This window comes from Staphylococcus piscifermentans (assembly GCF_900186985.1).
Taxonomy (GTDB): Bacteria; Bacillota; Bacilli; order Staphylococcales; family Staphylococcaceae; genus Staphylococcus; species Staphylococcus piscifermentans.
Genome location: NZ_LT906447.1, coordinates 338,709 through 356,443, shown reverse-complemented (window position 1 = coordinate 356,443; position 17,735 = coordinate 338,709). Strand labels below are relative to the sequence as shown.

Below are 17,735 nucleotides of genomic sequence, written 5' to 3'. Positions count from 1 at the left end.
TTCTGCACAATATCATGTGTAAAACGGGTGTCTTTTTATGCTGGTTTTCTTTTATTTGAAAAATAAGTGTAGAGTGCGATTAATGCTATAAAAATAAGTTGCGGTATAATCGTTTCCCAACTTGGATAGAATCCAATCCAACTTAATGTCGGCAAGTGTTCAATGCTGTGTTGCGGTACTGTGTCGAGCAATTGCATTTTCTGAATGCTGACACCGAGCATTTTAAACGCCATAACAAAGATTAAGATAGAAAGTACTCTGAAAATGTAGCGAATTGGGATGAGTTTGACGATGAAGCGGAAGAGTGCCGTAAAGATAACGAGAATTACGAGTGCGATTCCGATACCTAATATAAAGTCTTTCGCTGATACTTCGCCTATCATACCCATGTAGAATAAAATCACTTCCACACCTTCACGCATGACGGAAATCAAACCGATTAAGCCTAACAAAGCTAGACTGCGATTGTTGGCTGCTTTATCATACATAGATTGCATCATTTGATTCCAACGTTGTGCATTGGATTTATTGTGCATCCAGATACCTACAGCAAACATCAAGATTACTGCTACGATACCTAATACCGCTTCCATACCTTCACGCAAGATACCACTGTTGCCAAGTGTTTGGATAAAGACAAATGCCAGTATTAAACTCAATACTAAACCGAGCAAGGCGCCTCCGATGACACTTGTTGTACCTTTCTTATCGCCAGACTGACGTGTCATGGTAACTAAAGCCATCACAATCAACAAGACTTCTAATCCTTCACGTAAGAAGATAATCATGACATCGATTGCATTATAACCTGATTTGCCGACAGTGTCTTTGATATCCTTATTAATATCAGACAATCCGTCTTTCACACGATCTTTGTTCGAGTTATCTAAGATACTTTGATAGTAAGGGATTTTATCTTCAATCGTTGTATATAAACTGCCGTTCTTAGTTTGAATCTTACCTTCTACATACGGCCAAACTTGAATGAATTTCCCTAACGCTGCATCTGCTTTATCTAAATCATTATCATCAATCGCTTGAATGGCTTTATCCAGTTCGTCATTCAATTGCGTTACATGATATTGACCTTTAGTATCTGCAGATTGTTTCTTGTTGACATTATCAACACCAGATTTGAAAGTTTGCCATGCTGTTTCTACTTTTTGCGGTTTCAAAGGTTCCTTTTCCACAGCTACACGCAATTGCATTAATGCCACTTCAATTTGACCATATTTATCCGCATCATAATTTCGGATAACCGTTTCATTACTTGTCCAAATTTGGTTCAATTGTGCATTCAGAGCTTTCAACTGCGTTTGATCCTTGGCTTTGATGGCAGCTTTCATTGCTTGATCTTTACCATCAACCGCATCTTGCAATTTTTTAATTTCAGCACCTGAGTTGCCGCTAGCTTGTGCATTTTCATAAGCAATCAAGGCTTTCGTCAAATCAGACATGTCTTCTGCTTTCTTCTGGTCAGAAGGTGTTTTGTCTAAAGCTTTCACTTCATTTTTGACTTTCTTGCCTGCTTTGCTGTCATTAATTTTCAACTTATCAATCTCAGTTTTCACCTTATCCACGGCTGCTTTTTTATCCGCTTCTGACTTCCCTTTATCATTCAGCGTCTCTTTCGCATCAGAAATCGCAATATAAGCATCACTCATACTGGTTTCTGACGCTGCACTTAATGGTAAAGCTTTGATGGGAAAAAGAAGACCGAGCAGCGCCACGCAAAATGCAATTTTAACTAAATAGTGTCTCACCCAGATATCCTCCCTTTTTCACCCCAGGAAGAATAAGGAAAAGTCCTGAACCTCGATGGGTGATGTATTCATTCAACTTGTCTTTATGTCCTAAATGGTTCTGGATGTCGATAAATTGCTGCGGTGCTTTCTGGAAACATAAGAAGAGCAGTCCAGTATTCAGAGCACCTGTCTCTTCATTTGTTCCATCCATAAAGTTATAAGCACGGCGTAAAATAGAAGTTTTCGCTTCTTTCGCTAAACGTGCATGCGCATCAGCAGGAATGACCGGCTGTCCTGCACTGTCTTTAGCTTTCAAGTCCATTTCATCGAACTCTTTCTTCTTGCCGAGCGGTGCGCCCGAGTGACGATAACGTCCGAAAGTAGCTTCTTGTTCTTCTAAGGCTGTACGATCCCAGGTTTCGATATGAATTTGAATCTTACGCGCAATGCAATAGGTCGCATTTTTAGCCCAGCCGTCGTTAATAAAGACATAATCTTTATATTCATCGTTGCTGCGCGGGTTCACGGTGCCATCTTTAAAGGCCATGAGATTTCTAGGGGTTTCTTTCGGCTTGCCGGACACAAAGCCTGTCTGAGACCATTTGACTTGAATCAGGTCTCGGAACGGTCGTATCAGGTTATGCACGGCGTGGAAGGCCACTTGCTGATCGTTCGCGCAGGCTTGAATCATGATGTCGCCGCCTGTGAAGGCTTTATCGAGCTGGTCGTTCGGGAAGTGCGGCAGGTCTTTGAAATCGTTCGGAATCTTGCTGGAGAGGCCGAGTTTTTTCATAAAGGATTTGCTGACACCGAATGTCAACGTGAGTTTGCTTGCTCCGAGCCCGACCGCTTCTCCTGTATCTTCAGGCGGAAGCAGACTGTTCTTTGTCGACTTCCCAATCAAAGAACCGTCCATCATTTTAACGCTCATTTTCGTCCATTCTTTAAACATCTCTTTAATTGCAGCCTTGTCTTTGCTCTTCAACTCAAGAACTGCGAAATTTACATTTTTCTGCGAAGGCGTCGTGATACCCGGTTGTACTTTCCCATAAAATTCATAGGCATCATTCTCTTTATCTTCAGGTGTGTCAAACATAGATTTGAACGTGAAGATACCGCCGACACCGCTCGCTCCGATTACTGCACCTGCTCCGCCGATTCCTAACATTTTCAGAAAGGAACGACGAGATACTTCATTACCTTCATGCTTGTCTTGTATCATTCTGTAACCACAGCCATCTTACTTAACGGTTCTCCTAACGCATTTACCGCATCAGATAACGCTTTACGGTCTTCTTTTGTGACTTTGTCGTAAGATGCGTAGCCGTCACCTTCTTTGTATTTATCAAGTAATTTATTCACTTTATCAAAGTTCGTTTGAATGGTATCGCTTAATTTTTTATCCTTTTTCACTAAAATCGGTTTGAAGAGTTCATAAATTTTTTGTGCCCCTTCAATGTTCGCTTTGAAGTCATATAAGTCAGTGTGAGAATAAATTTCCTCTTCACCTGTAATTTTCGAAGTTGAGACTTCATTTAACAAGTCGACTGCCCCTTGTAACATCAATTTCGGCGTAATATCTAAAGTATCCGCTTTCGCATCCAATTCCTTCGCATCTTTCAACAATTGATCCGCATCTTTATCCGTTTGAGCATTCAATTGATTATCTTGATACAATGCTTTCTCAATCTTATGGTAGCCTGTCCATTCAGATTCCTTATTTTCTTCCTTCAAATCTGCTAAACGCGCATCAATCTTCGGATCTAAATCACCGAAAGCTTCCGCAACCGGCTCAGAACGTTCATAATACATACGCACTTTCGGATACAATTCCTTCGCTTTCTCAGCATCTTTATCCTTAACCGCTTTTGTAAAGTCCTCAGTACCTTTCAAGAATTCATCCAGCTGCTTGTCAGTATACTTTTTATATTCGTTAGTCGCTTGCTTTAGTTCTTTTTTATTTTCAGATGAAGACTTAGAGTCCGCTCCCTTACTATCCTTCGAATCACTGCTGCCATTACCGCACCCTGCTAATAAAATCGACGTCGCCAATAAAACTGATGTTACCTTTTTCATATCGTCACCTCATGTTTTCTCTCAAATTCCTAATTTAATCTTTACAAATGAAATTGATAATCGTTATCAATATAATTATAAGTTGCGGCTTAGAGGGTGTCAATATAATTTAAAATTCATTTTAATCTATTGCTTTTTTAAATTCTATTCGGAAAAGAAGGCTTTGGAAAGGTGGGTGGATGCTTGTGAGATACACATATTTAAACACCCCAAACGTTGAAGGGATAAGTTCAACATTTGGGGTGTTTATATAGGAAGGGTTGCGTACAAATATTAGGCGTTATCTTCAACATAAGCCGATTTCCGGGCTTTCTTTTTACTTTTCAGCAAGAAGACACTGAAGAACGCGATAATTGCAATAATGACGGTAAACCAGAAGGCAGCGTGATAGCCATTCAGCATAGCGTCTCGAGCAATGTTCGCTTTAATTTCTTTGGGAGCCAGTCCTTTGTAATCTGCCATATCCGGTTTAAAGATTTTCGCGTAATGGCTCATGATGGTAAAGAGGATAGCTGTTCCGATTGAAGCGGAAATTTGTTGCACAGTGTTGGTCATCGAGGACCCGTGCGCGTTCATCTGGTGCGACAACTGGTTCATGGTATGTGTCATCAATGGCATTAAACCGAGTGCAATCCCAATCATGCGAATCGCATATACTGTCGACAGCATGGCGGTGGATGTGTGTTCATCCATAAAGACGAAATAAGATGTCGTAATGACGACAATGCCCATACCGATGAAGGCGAGGCTTTTCGCACCGAATTTTTCAAAAAGGAAACCTGAGAAGACGGACATGAAGCCCATCACGATGGCACCAGGTAATAGCGTCAAGCCTGATTCTAATGCTGGTTTGCCCATAATGTTCTGTACGAAAATCGGCAGCACAGTTTCTGAGCCGATCATGGCAATCATCGTCAGTGCCATAATTAAAATGCCGACTGCGAACTGACCTTCTTTAAAGACGCGAAAGTCGAGTAAAGGTGTTGTCAGACGCGTTTGGCGGAAGATAAAGAGACCTACTAAAATCAGACCGCCGATAATGGTAGTCAGGACAATCGGGTCATCCCAACCGTCGCGTGAAATCGAGCTGGTACCGTATAGGAGACCGCCGAATCCAAGTACTGAGAAAATGATGGAAAGGAGATCGATCGGTACTTTGCGTGTGGTGCCGACATTTTTAATAAATTTCAAGCTGAGCAAGAAAGTGATGGCAGCAATCGGTGTAACGACGTGGAAGAGTGAGCGCCAATTATAGTATTCGACCAGATATCCGGATAGTGTCGGCCCGATAGCTGGTGCTAAGCCGATTACTAATCCGAAGATTCCCATATATTTTCCGCGTTCATGCGGCTCGAAGATATCGAGGATAGTTGTCATCATTAACGGCATCATAATGCCTGAACCTAATGCTTGAACAATGCGCGCTATGAGCAAGACAGTGAAGTTCGGGCTGAAGCCAGCGACTACTGTGCCGATTAAAAATATCAGGATCGCCGTCAAGAAGACTTGGCGTGTACTGTAACGTTGGATAATCATCGCTGAGAGTGGAATAACGACACCATTCGTCAGCAAGAAGGCCGTTGTCAGCCATTGCACTTGTGTATATTCAATATGAAAATCTTTCATAATGCTGGGGAGCGCGGTTGCTAACAAGGTCTCATTCAGTAAGCCGAAGAAACCGCCGAGCAGCATTGTAACAATCATGATTAATTTAGATTTTAGTGACATAGGTCATCTCCTTTATATTACATGCCTTATTATCATTTCTATTTTTTTAGACGTCCCCTATCATACCATAGGATAAGTGTAGGTAGCTTTAAGTTTGTTTGTGAATTGCGTTAAAGCTTGGGGGGCGGGGTTGAGCGAGGAGGCGCGGATGATGTGCGCTGTGGGGTGTGGCGCGGATCTAGACACTAGTTGGTGAGTTGTGTCTAGAAAAAGGCGGAATCTGGACATTACTTTTTGAGAAGTGTCTAGAAAACACTACTTTCTAGACACTACTTTTTGAGAAGTGTCTAAATAACACCACTTTCTAGACACTAGTTTTCGAGAAGTGTCTAAATAACACCACTTTCTAGACACTACTTTTCGAGAAGTGTCTAAATAACACCACTTTCTAGACACTACTTTTCGAGAAGTGTCTAAATAACACCACTTTCTAGACACTACTTTTCGAGAAGTGTCTAAATAACACCACTTTCTAGACACTAGTTTTTGAGTTGTGTCTAGAAAAGTAGGATATTGGACACGTTCCCTCCCATCTTGGCCAATATATCTATTTATTGTATACGTTTTCTACAAATTTCTGTCCCGCTCCCCCACACACAAAAAAAATAGCTATGAAAGAATCTGTATCCATAGATTCCTTCATAGCTAACCTCACTAAGTTCTCTTTTTAAGAAGCAGTATTTCTTTGACGTTCCGCTTCGCGTCCCGTCTCAATCAGCTTCAATTTATAGTCGCCAATCGTACGCAAACCGCCGCCTTCTTTTATAATGACGTGATTTTGCGAAATCTCGGTCGGGCTTTCCACGCCGACCGCAGCTGCCAGGTTAAACAAACCTTCATGCATGCTGGTAATATAATTGGTTACACGATAATTTTTCTCGTCGACAATCAAACCTTTTTCTAACTTAGGATTTGTAGTGGCTACGCCGACAGGGCAAGTGTTCATATGGCATTGCTGACTCATAATGCAGCCCACACTAATCATCATACCGCGTGCCACGTTGACTAAATCCGCGCCCAATCCAAGCGCAATCGCCACTTTATCAGGTGTGACCAACTTACCAGAAGCGAAAATTTTAACATGGTCACGGATGCCATATTTTTCCAGCATTCCAGAAACAATCGGCAATGCTGTAAATAACGGTAGACCGACACCGTCTTGCAATTCTTGGAAAGTTGCGCCGGTACCGCCTTCACCACCGTCCACTGTGATGAAGTTCGGATATTCATTACGTTCGGCCATCGTTTTCACCAATTTCTCAATTTCAGCCACCTTGCTGACCACAATTTTGAAGCCGACTGGTTTTTGACCCATTTCTTGCAACTGCGTCACGAAATCAAGCAAGTCATCATTATTATGGATAAATTCGAAGCGGTTCGGTGAATTGATCGTTTTGCCTGGTTCCACGTGACGGATTTTCGCGATTTCTTCCGTTACTTTCTCGCCTTCCATATGGCCACCGCGCGTTTTCGCACCTTGCGCCAACTTAATTTCGAAGGCTCTCACCTGGTCTCTTTTTGCCAAAGTCTTGAAAGCCTTAGGGTCAAACTTCGCATCAGGCGTGCGGACACCGAATAATCCAGGCCCAATTTGGAAAATAATATCGCCGCCGCCCTTCAAGTGATGATTGGACAAACCTCCCTCACCGGTATTCATCCAAGTTCCCGCGCGTCCTAACCCAATAGACAACGCAGTAATCGCATTTCCGCCGAGCGCACCATAACTCATGCCCGATTGCCCGACCAAACGCTTCACTTTGAAAGGATGTTCCAACTTCTCGCCAAGGACCACCGCATCCTCGTCAGACAAATAAAACGGATCTACTTTGTCCTCAACACGATGCTCATCGCGATCAAACAAACGCTCATTATCAATCTTATAAATAAACGTCGAAATCATACCCGTTTGATCAATACGCAACTCCGCCGCTTGCTTCGGAAACATTGTATTCTGGATATAAAATCCATCCTCATAATCATACTCCGTTCCGTAACTCGCCATACGCGACTTATACTTGCCCGCCTTCACAATACTCGTATACTGACTCCGCGAAAACGGCTTACCCTTCGTATCATCAGAATACAAATACTGACGCAACTCCGGACCAATCTTTTCAAAAAAGTAACGCACCCGCGCCAACACCGGATAATTGCGCAGCACACTATGTTGCTTCTGTCTCTTGTCCTTGAACAACAAGACCAGCGCCGTAATAATAATCGCAAACAGCGCGCCCACTAAAATAATATTAATAATAAATTGAAGAATCGTAAGCACAATCATATCAGACTCCCCTTTCTCTCTAATGCCCGTATTATGTAGCGGCCCACAACCGCTGAACACGCATACAATTCAACTATAATTCAATTGTACGACAAAATTGAAAGCGTTTCATCCTCTAGTGCGCTTTTCTCGGAAAAGAAAGCCTTGGAGAGCGGGAAAGATGAGAAGAGTGCGTGAAGCTGGGGGTGTAGCGTGGCGGGGGTTATATAGTATGGCTAGGATTATATGATATGGCGGTGCTGCTAGTTAAGCAGAAATGTCGCTTATAATGGCAAAACTGTATAGGCTCGCAATCGTTGCCTATACAGTTTCAGGCCTAAGTGTCGAGGCTCGCAATCATTGCCTATACAGTTTCAGGCTTAAGTGTATAGGCTCGCAACCGTTGCCTATACAGTTTCGGGCTTATGTGTATAGGCTCGCAACCGTTGCCTATACAGTTTCGGGCTTATGTGTATAGGCTCGCAATCGTTGCCTATACAGTTTCGGCCACTTCCGCCGCTCACCTTCTCACAACAAACTTTCAAGCGCTATTCAGATTTATTATCGAAATTGCGTCCCTCAAGACCTGCCAATTCTTCTTTTGAAGCTGCTGGAGCTTTCATTTCAAAGATTTCGTCCACAACGGTGTAATCGTAATATCCTAGGCGGGCAATCGGACGAATAGATTTAATATCTAACTTGCCATTATCTAAAATGACTTTGTCATCAATGTGTACTTGTGCGACGCGGCCAATTACAATATCTACGGTTGAGACTGGGTCTCCTGTCGGAATACGAATCGTTTGTACATACTCGCACTCGAAATGTACAGGTGATTCTTTAACGCGATGACCAGGTGCTTCGATACATTTTTCTTTAGTTACACCAGCAAATTCAAATTCATCTTCTTCTGGTGGCAAGGCTTTGGAAGATAAATTGACCGCTTCTCTCAAATCATACGTCGCCATGTTCCATACGAACCAACCTGTTTTTTCAGCATTCACGACGGTATCTTTACGGTCATGGTCACCTAATACGGATTGGTTAGCCGCAAACATCACCATCGGCGGATCCCAAGTCAGGTTTTGATATTGGCTGTAAGGCGCTAAATTATCTTTACCGTCTTCTGAAATCGTTGAAATCCAGCCGATCGGTCTAGGTACTGTGCTACTCTTAAACGGATCGTGCGGTAATCCGTGACTGCGAATTCCTTGTTTAGGTGAATATTCCATAATAAAAATCTCCTCTCACATTTAAACTTAATTTTATTTTACAATTACCATAATTTTCAGTCTATTATTAATAAACAATAAACTTATAGCTTCAAACTATAAATTAGTATTTATTTTGCGGAATTCCTTTTAAAAAAACTTCCTCTGCAAGCTGATTGCATTACTAAAAAAGGGAATATGTTAATGTAGAAGTAAATCATAAATGTGAAAGGCGGAGTATGCATGACTGAAATTTATAAAAAGGTAGCCATCATCACTGGTGCCAGCAGCGGAATCGGGAAAGCCATCGCTTTGAAATTAACCAACGAAGGAGCGACTGTCGTATTAGTTGCACGCAGTGAAGAGAAATTAGAAGCTGTATCTGCTGAATTGCGCAAAGCAGGCGCGAAACACTTTGATATTATGTCGGCAGATGTCACTCACCGCGACGAAGTGGAACGCGTGGTAAAACAAACGATTGAACAATTCGGCCAAGTCGATATCTTAGTTAATAGTGCCGGTCAAATGAAATCTTCGAAAATTACTGATGGAGACGTCGAAGCATGGGATGATATGATTGATGTCAATGTGAAAGGTTTATTGTATGCCATCAATGCTGTGATGCCCCATTTCCAACAGCAATCCAGCGGTCACATCTTCAACATTGCCTCGATTTCAGGCTTTGAAGTGACTAAAGGCAGTGCCATCTACAGTGCTACGAAAACAGCGGTACACGCGATTACGCAAGGTCTGGAAAAAGAACTCGCGAAAACAGGTATTCGCGCGACAAGTATTTCACCCGGCATGGTGGACACTGAAATGACTAGCCATTATCAACCGGAAGACCGTAAGAAATTAGAACCTAAAGATATTGCCAATGCTGTGGTTTATGCATTTTCACAACCTGATTATGTGAATGTGAATGAAATCACGGTGCGCCCTGTTTAGAGCGCGCTTCGAAGGCGCGCAAAGTTAAAAGACCGGAGAGACTTTCGGAGGTTGAAGTTTCACAACTTCAGCACCGTCTGTTCTTCCGGTCTTTCTTTTTCCAAAACAGCATTTGTATTGCGTTAGGCGATAAATAGTAAGTAGTATGCGCTAAATAAAACGAGATAGATGCCTATGAAAATGCCGACGCGTGTCAACAGGAAGAGTCCTGTGCGGTCTTTGTAATGGATGTAGCGGTTGGAAATCATGTTGGTCAATAGGAAGCTGGCCAAGATGATGAGTGCAAATGCGATGGTTGACGTGTTCATATGTGTACTCCTTGTTTGCAGTATTTCTATCTATCAATTTACCATATTTTCTGTTGCTTTAGTGTAATTATTAGGAGGTGCGGTCTGATTAAGTTAGAATATATTATAAAGTAAATCTATTATTCATGAGGTGACCCATTTTGTATCAATTCCCAGTCGGCATTAATGGTAATAAGCTTCAACTGCTTGCGGCGATTGAAGCTTTCAATAAAGATAAGGATTTTACGCACAGTCATTCGGGAGATGTTCCGGAAGCGCAAGTATATCGTGAGTTTGCGGCGCATATTTCTAGTACTGAGAAGCAGTTGATTGAAAGTTTGATTACGTTAGAAACGAATACACCTGCTTTACCGAAAACTCAAGCGCAAGAAATGGATTATTTGATAACGACTAATTATTTATTTCCTATTGATAAGGATAGTTATTATATTGATGTGGATTTCTTAAATAAATACAATCAATATGTCTTAGATGGTGCATATCAACCTTTGACGCCGCTCGATTCTGAGGAGAAAGAAATGTTGGCGGATATGTATTTTACTGAAGAAGCGCGTAAACGATATGAGCATTTATATTTGGCGGATTACTTGTCTAATTTTTATGTAAAAGATTTAAAAGAAATCTGTCGTATTTTTAAAATTAAAGGTTTCTCTAAAGGTAATGGAGATTATCTTATTAATTTAATTCAGGATAAATTTATGGAGGACCCTTTTGAATTGTTTAAGCATTTAAGTCCTGATGCGATTGGACTGATTGCTTACTTTATGATTGAGGACCGCAATACGATTCCTTATGACGAAATGGGCGATTTAGATTTAGAGGTCTTTATGATCGGCAAAGATATGGCTGCTCAAATTTTATATATGCCGGTAGATGTCTTTGAATACTTGCAGGAATATTTCGCCTTTAAAGGCATTGATCCTTTAGATTTAATTCCACCTGAAGAAAGAGAAATGTATGAAGAGTTGATGCAAATGAAAAAATTGCAGGCGATGACTGATCAAACACCGGAAAATGTAGATGAGGCGATTGCAGCGTTTGCGGAAGCTGGTCAAGATGAGGAAATGCGTGAAATGATTGCTGAATTAATCGGCTTTGATGAAGATGATGATAATGACCAAGTAGGCCAAGTCATTGCTCAAATTATGGATGGCAAAATCAAATCAGAAGAGGATTTGGAAAAGTTGTTTAGTCAGTTTGAGGAAGAAAAAGAGGAAGCTGAGGAAACGCCGAAAAATTCGAATTCTAATAACAATGTGATTGATTTCAATCAATATCGTAAGTAAGTGAGTTGGTGCGGTGAGCGCTGGGGTCTGAGATGTGTGAGCGAGGTTGGAGCGGAGTTGGTGCGAAGTGTCTAGAAAGAGCCGGAATCTAGACACTAGTGCGGCGGAAGTGTCTAGAAAGAGCCGGAATCTGGACATTACTTTTTGAGAAGTGTCCAGAAAGAGCCGGAATCTGGACACTACTTTTTGAGAAGTGTCTAGAAAACACTGGAATCTGGACACTACTTTTCGGGAAGTGTCTAGAAAACAACGGAATCTGGACACTACTTTTTGAGAAGTGTCTAGAAAACAACGGAATCTAGACACTACTTTTCGAGAAGTGTCCAGAAAACAACGGAATCTAGACACTACTTTTTGAGAAGTGTCTAGAAAACACCGGAATCTGGACATTACTTTTTGAGAAGTGTATAGAAAACACCAGAATCTGGACACTACTTTTTGAGAAGTGTCCAGAAAACACCTTAATCTAGACACTACTTTTTGAGAAGTGTCCAGAAAACACCTTAATCTAGACATTACTTTTTGAGAAGTGTCCAGAAAACACCTTAATCTAGACATTACTTTTTGAGAAGTGTCTAGAAAACACCGGAATCTAGACACTACTTTTCAGGAAGTGTCCAGATTATTAGGATATTGGATACGTTCTACTCATTCTTGTCCAATATATCCATTTATTGGACACGTTGACTCAATTCTTGGCCGATATATTCGTTTATTGGACACGTTCACTCGAATCTTGTCCAATATATCCGTTTATTGGACACGTTGACTCAATCCTTGTCCGATATATCCGTTTTTTGGACACCTCCGCTTCAACAAAGTTATCTAAAACAAGATGAAGCACAAATCAAGCGCAATTTCTTCTCAGATAGTTATACTTTTTTCATAAGCGAGTTGAAATTTTATATTTCAGCTCTATTTTTACACAAAAATTAGAAATCAGTATGTTCTACCATTAAAATGAAGTTATACATATCTAATAAATAATCTAAGGAGCGGATATAGATGACTCGACCAGCAAGCTTTTTAGTAGAGGGTACTCTTAAAGACATTTTGGAAGTTTTGCCGAAGATCAGCAATAACCCTAAATATGATGTTACAGAAATATTTAAATTGGATGATCCTGAAGCAGCGCTCTATCGCTATTTCGCAAAAGAAATTTCTACAAAAGAAAAGAAGACTATCGAAAATTTAATTAAAGATACTTACTATTTGGCACATATTGGTGAAGATGAGGCTAAAAATTTAAAATATCTGAGCATGACAAATTATCTTTTGCCAATTGAAAAAGAAGTTTATTATGTAGATAATGAATTTCTAAATAATTACAATCATTATGTATTAAAAGATAAGTACCCCGAACTACCTGCTGTTTCTCTAGAAGTTAAAAATACGGTAAGTGGAGATTATCTTATTGAAAAGGAAAGACGTGAAGAGGACAACATTACTTTTAAAGACTTTTTAGATTTTCATTATAGTGTAGACGAATTAAAAAATATTTGCCGCACTCATAAGATTAAGGGATTTTCTAAAGGACCGAAAAGTCATATTATCCAATTAATCGAAGCGGATTTTCGTGCCAATCCTGATAATTATTTATCGGGGTACCCTAAATCGGCCTATGCATTATTAGCTTACCTAATAATTGAAGACCGCAACAGCATTTCTTTCCTGCGTGCTCATGGATTGAATTTAGCATTCTTTATAGCAGCTGAAAGCTTTAGAGGATTGACTTATTACATTCCAGCAGACACATTGGGTATTGTGAAATCATTTTTCCAAGAACATCAAATGGATCCTTCAGACTATATCAAATCCGAAGATAAAGAATTTTATGAGGGATTGCCTGCGCTTGAAGAAGAGGATTTTGACTGGGAAGCAGACATTGATTGGGAAAAGGAACTCAAAGATGTGGATCCAGAACTGACTGAACAGGCTCAAAGTATATTGGAATATTTAGAAAATATGACTCCAGAAGGACATGTTCTTACGTATTTAGCAGATATATACGGAATAGTTTCTTATACCTTTGCGGCCAAAATGCTTAATCACTTATTGGAAGAGAATAATAGTGAAGCGGAGGTCAAAGCAATTGCCAAAGATACTTTTGAAGATTCAGAACTGAAAGAACAAGTATATATTAATCCTGCCTTGGTTGATGTTTATCCTGACATCGAAGAATACTATGAAGATACTCCTTATTATGAACCAGAAAGTTTAGAGGATTTAACCGAGTATGACGATAAGCACCTGCATGGGCAAGATCCAAATACGCAAGACGCTATAAAATTCTTCCGAAAATTAATTAAAGATAATGATGAAGATTTTCAACTCATGTCAATAGACTTGCTTATTCTGTCACCGTTAAAAAGTTTAATCACTTTTGAAGATGCGGATCAAATCTTACAAGAATTGAAGAATGCGGATAGTGTTCGCAAATTTAATGAATTAGAAGCTAAACGCCAGCTTAAAAAAATCTATAATCATATCCGTTTATGGAAATATCGCGGTCATACGAAAGCGGAATTTGACGCAATGCAAAATAACTAATTTCATATTCAGATAAATACTGCCAAGCGGTACATTGCTTTATTTACCCCCATCTCTATAAAAAAAGGAGGCATATAACATGAAAGTGAACCGTAATACCTTAGATCCATCAGCTCAAAAATTATGTGACTTGATTGAAGAGAAGAATCCTCGCTTCTTTACTAAAAATTTATATATCTTAAATGAGGAAGCCATATTTAAGGAGTTCGCTCAATATCTTTCCGAAGAGGAAGCTTTTATCATCGAACTGTTGATTCAAAATGAACAAAAAGAGGTCATTTTAGGCGAAGCGGAATTGCAACTTTTGGAGCAACTTAACCAAACAGAGGTTGTTCAACCTATTTCTCCTGTGATGTATTTTATCGACAATGACTTTTTGAATCTTTATAATCATTTTATTTTAAATGATCGTTATCCTAAGCGCCCGCTTTTAAGTTCTAAAGAAGCGCAAAGTATAGGTGAAGCAGTTCAAAAACAACGCATGGGGAGACACTATCAAAAGCTTTCTTTTTCAGAAGCATTGGATGCATATTTTTCTGTAGATATGTTGAAAGATATCTGTCGCGGTTTCGGTCTCAAAGGTTTCTCTAAAGGGAAAAAGAGCGATATTATTCACTTGATTGAAAAAGCTTTCAAGGATGATTCGGATGCCTTTTTAGATACTTTTCTTCCTGACGAACTTTCCTTATTAGCTCAATTTGTGCTCCTGGACACTAATTGCATCCCTATCAAGCAGGCAGGTGAGTTATCGCTTAACGCCTTTATCATTAACACAAATCAGCCTTTTGATACACTCGTATTTATGCCGCCTGAATATCTCGACACAGTCAAAGGGTATTTTGAAAAGAAACATTTAGACCCGCTCGACTTTATTCCAGCTGCACAACGTGATGAGATAGCGGAGGCATCAAAAAATATTCGGTTTGAGCGATTAATGCCTTTGCCTACAGATAGTCCAGCAATAAAAGTTAATAAATTAGAAAAAATTGGAAAAGATGCTACGATGCGCAAACGATTCTTAGCTAACAATGAAGTAAACGGTATGAAACATTCTGAGAAAGTGCGCAAACTTATACTTAAAGCTTTAGATGGCAAAGTGAAAAATCCTAACCAATGGAATCAAGAATTACAACACCAATTACAGATCGGTGATGTCCAAGTGGGCTCTTCTAATATTATCGATTTCAGCCACTATCGAAAATAAATAAGTTGAGATGGTGGTGTATCGGAGTTTGGTGATGGTGGATTCTAGCTGAAGTGCAGAATCTAGACACTAGTGTGGCGGAAGTGTCTAGAAAACACTGGAATCTGGACATTACTTTTCCAGAAGTGTCTAGATCATCAGAATATTGGACACGTTGACTCAATTCTTGGCCAATATATCCATTTATTGGACACGTTGCTCTCATTCTTGGCCAATATATTCGTTTATTGGACACGTTGACTCAATTCTTGGCCAATATATCCGTTTATTGGACGCGTTTACTCAATCCTTGTCCAATATATCCACCCATCGAACATATTTATTCGCCACACAACACGCACCCAATATCACAACTCGCACACTTTCCAACAATCAAATAACTCTGCGCACACTAAAGAAGAGGCTTGGACATTATCTCGTCCAAGCCTCCCTTTTTCTGAACTGACAGTAGCCATCTGAATAGAAAATGCGCTTGTTCCAAGCTTTTTTCTATCCTAGTTAGCTTTGTCGGGGCGGGAAGACGAAATAATTTTAATCAAAAATTATTTCTGTCCCACTCCCCCATATCTATTTTACATATTGTGCATATAAAGAAACAGTTGCTGCATCACCATTATATACTGTAGTTACTTGTGGATTATCGATAATTTTTTGTGTCTCTGTTTTATTATAATCTGCTTTTTCCCAATCTGGACCAGAGAAGTGCATTGGTGCATCAAATATACTGATTGTACCATCACCATTATCTTTATAAACAACGTGTCCTGCAGCATTTGCACTACCGTTCAACGCCTTTGTTCCTTGTGGATATTTAGCTGAAGAATCTGGATTTGCTGGATTAACTGGCTGTCCTGATACATCTCTCACATTAATTTCAAAGCCATTAGGTACATTTTTATTTTGATAATCCGGTAATCCTGTCAACCAAACTTTTGCTATTTCTTTTTGATAAGAAGTAGTAGATTCTGCGCCTGCTTCTGCAACATTACCTTGCGTTACTGCTTGCAATAGATTTCCGTTATCACTCGTCTTCTCGCCTTTTTCGTCTTGTCCGGATGTTGTTACAATTAATGTTGAGGCTAATACCCCAGCCGCTACATATTTGAACATCATACTGACCTCCTGTTTTATCTCGTTTGGAAAAAGTTTCGAAAACATGTTGCTTAGTAATACTATACACGCTCAGTTACAAAATATGTGTAAAATAACAAATTATTTCGAAAAAATTTCTCTTTTTAAGAGGTAGTGTGCTTCTAAATGCGGTCGCTAAGCTATTTGCTCCACTTTATTAATTTAATATTAAACTTCATTACCATCCGCATCATATTCCGTCACGTGACCATCAGGATCTACAATATAAGAGCCAGCTAAATTGCCCTCTTTGTCATCAAAAGAGAAGCCCCAACTGCCATCACCCTTTTGCTCAGGTTCTTTATACGTATACTTGCTCGTATCTAGATTATGACCCTCGTACTCTTCAACTTTATCAATCACATTTTCACGAGTGACTTCTTCAGAAGAACTGCTGTCATCAGAAGATGAATCATCGCTAGAACTGTCGGAATCTCCTCTATCAGCTTGGCTTTCCTCAGAATTATGATAAACAATGTCTTGAGAATTATGGCCACCTTCTTCTATTTTAGAAGCAATTGCATCTAAAGCAGATTGATTACCGTCATATAACTTAACCACCTTAGGATTATTCATAATTCTCTCTGATTCACTTTGACTGAAGCTATTACTTTCTAACCATCTAGGATCATGGAAATGACTCGGAACATTGTAAACATTAATTGTTCCATCCCCATTATTGCTGTATGTTACTAAACCGGCAGCTGTTGGAGAGCCCGAGAGCATTTGTGTCCCTTCTGGAAACTTAATGCTATTATCTGCATTATATGGATTAAGCACATTACCCGACACATCATAATGAGTTATTTTCATATCATCAAATTGGCCTCTGCCTGTATCTCTATATGCAGGCAACGCCGCCGCCCAAACTTTCGCTAAATACTGCGGACTGTTCGTATCTTCATTCTCAGAACTGCTGCTCTTAGAATTTTCCTTTTCCGAATCAGAATCGCTATGATTCTCCGACTTCGATTCAGAAGAAGAATTCGAACTATTGTCTTCCTTCTTGCTCGAATTGCTGAAGCCCGACCCATCACTCTTGCTGCCTGAATCAGATTTACTCTCAGATTTCGTATCCTCACTCTTATCCCCTTGTCCACACGCCGTCAATAACAAAGTTGATGCCAGTAAACCAGCACCCAAATATCTAAACTTCATCACGTAACCTCCACTCTCTATTTATAAGTCGTTACACTTTATCTGTAGTATACACAATAGCATACAACTTTTATATCATTTATATGCTTTTGGAAAGAAAACTCTGGAAAGTACAATCTCCGAAAGAGTG

Annotated in this window: 13 protein-coding genes; 4 read left to right on the top strand and 9 right to left on the bottom strand. The window is 39.9% G+C overall.

Annotated elements, in window-relative coordinates:
* Positions 1-35: 35 nt before the first annotated feature.
* The 6 genes from CKV71_RS01495 to CKV71_RS01470 all read right to left on the bottom strand — a co-directional run bounded on the left by CKV71_RS01495 (position 36) and on the right by CKV71_RS01470 (position 9,041).
* The gene (locus CKV71_RS01495; protein WP_095103093.1) at positions 36-1,763 is read right to left on the bottom strand and encodes an FTR1 family iron permease; all 1,728 of its coding nucleotides are present in this window, start codon (positions 1,761-1,763) and stop codon (positions 36-38) included.
* Positions 1,744-2,967, bottom strand: coding sequence for an iron uptake transporter deferrochelatase/peroxidase subunit (gene efeB / locus CKV71_RS01490; RefSeq protein ID WP_095103091.1), 1,224 nt, complete (start codon positions 2,965-2,967; stop codon positions 1,744-1,746). Before efeB ends, CKV71_RS01495 begins: the two co-directional genes overlap by 20 nt.
* On the bottom strand, positions 2,964-3,821 hold the full coding sequence (gene efeO, locus CKV71_RS01485; protein ID WP_095103089.1) for an iron uptake system protein EfeO: 858 nt from the start codon (positions 3,819-3,821) through the stop codon (positions 2,964-2,966). The genes efeB and efeO overlap by 4 nt, the downstream gene beginning before the upstream one ends.
* A 273-nt stretch (positions 3,822-4,094) precedes the next feature.
* On the bottom strand, positions 4,095-5,549 hold the full coding sequence (locus tag CKV71_RS01480) for an MDR family MFS transporter (RefSeq protein WP_095103086.1): 1,455 nt from the start codon (positions 5,547-5,549) through the stop codon (positions 4,095-4,097).
* A gap of 667 nt (positions 5,550-6,216) precedes the next feature.
* Positions 6,217-7,830 (bottom strand): FMN-binding glutamate synthase family protein, encoded by a 1,614-nt coding sequence (locus CKV71_RS01475; RefSeq protein WP_095103084.1) that lies wholly within the window; start codon positions 7,828-7,830, stop codon positions 6,217-6,219.
* A 527-nt stretch (positions 7,831-8,357) separates the two neighbouring features.
* Positions 8,358-9,041 carry a flavin reductase family protein gene (locus CKV71_RS01470; protein WP_095103082.1) on the bottom strand — a complete coding sequence of 228 codons (684 nt, stop codon included), beginning with the start codon at positions 9,039-9,041 and terminating at the stop codon, positions 8,358-8,360.
* 222 nt (positions 9,042-9,263) lie between these two features.
* Between CKV71_RS01470 and CKV71_RS01465 the strand changes: the two genes are divergently transcribed.
* Positions 9,264-9,968: an SDR family oxidoreductase gene (locus tag CKV71_RS01465; protein WP_095103080.1), complete on the top strand. Its 705-nt coding sequence runs from the start codon at positions 9,264-9,266 to the stop codon at positions 9,966-9,968.
* A gap of 122 nt (positions 9,969-10,090) precedes the next feature.
* Here CKV71_RS01465 and CKV71_RS01460 read toward each other — a convergent pair whose 3' ends face one another.
* Complete coding sequence (locus CKV71_RS01460; RefSeq protein ID WP_095103078.1) at positions 10,091-10,276, bottom strand: hypothetical protein; 186 nt, start codon at positions 10,274-10,276, stop codon at positions 10,091-10,093.
* Positions 10,277-10,416: 140 nt separating this feature from the next.
* Between CKV71_RS01460 and CKV71_RS01455 the strand changes: the two genes are divergently transcribed.
* The 3 genes from CKV71_RS01455 (at position 10,417) to CKV71_RS01445 (ending at position 15,316) form a co-directional block, all read left to right on the top strand.
* Positions 10,417-11,562, top strand: coding sequence for a hypothetical protein (locus CKV71_RS01455; protein WP_095103076.1), 1,146 nt, complete (start codon positions 10,417-10,419; stop codon positions 11,560-11,562).
* 1,005 nt (positions 11,563-12,567) lie between these two features.
* Positions 12,568-14,112, top strand: a complete 1,545-nt coding sequence (locus tag CKV71_RS01450) for a hypothetical protein (RefSeq protein WP_095103074.1) — start codon at positions 12,568-12,570, stop codon at positions 14,110-14,112.
* Between the two features lie 79 nt (positions 14,113-14,191).
* A complete protein-coding gene (locus CKV71_RS01445) occupies positions 14,192-15,316 on the top strand; it encodes a hypothetical protein (protein ID WP_095103072.1) in 1,125 nt (374 codons plus the stop codon).
* Positions 15,317-15,883: 567 nt separating this feature from the next.
* Here CKV71_RS01445 and CKV71_RS01440 read toward each other — a convergent pair.
* Together CKV71_RS01440 and CKV71_RS01435 are read right to left on the bottom strand one after the other, a co-directional pair.
* On the bottom strand, positions 15,884-16,429 hold the full coding sequence (locus tag CKV71_RS01440; RefSeq protein ID WP_126557826.1) for a hypothetical protein: 546 nt from the start codon (positions 16,427-16,429) through the stop codon (positions 15,884-15,886).
* Positions 16,430-16,615: 186 nt separating this feature from the next.
* Positions 16,616-17,605 carry a hypothetical protein gene (locus tag CKV71_RS01435; RefSeq protein WP_095103068.1) on the bottom strand — a complete coding sequence of 330 codons (990 nt, stop codon included), beginning with the start codon at positions 17,603-17,605 and terminating at the stop codon, positions 16,616-16,618.
* Positions 17,606-17,735 lie beyond the last annotated feature (130 nt).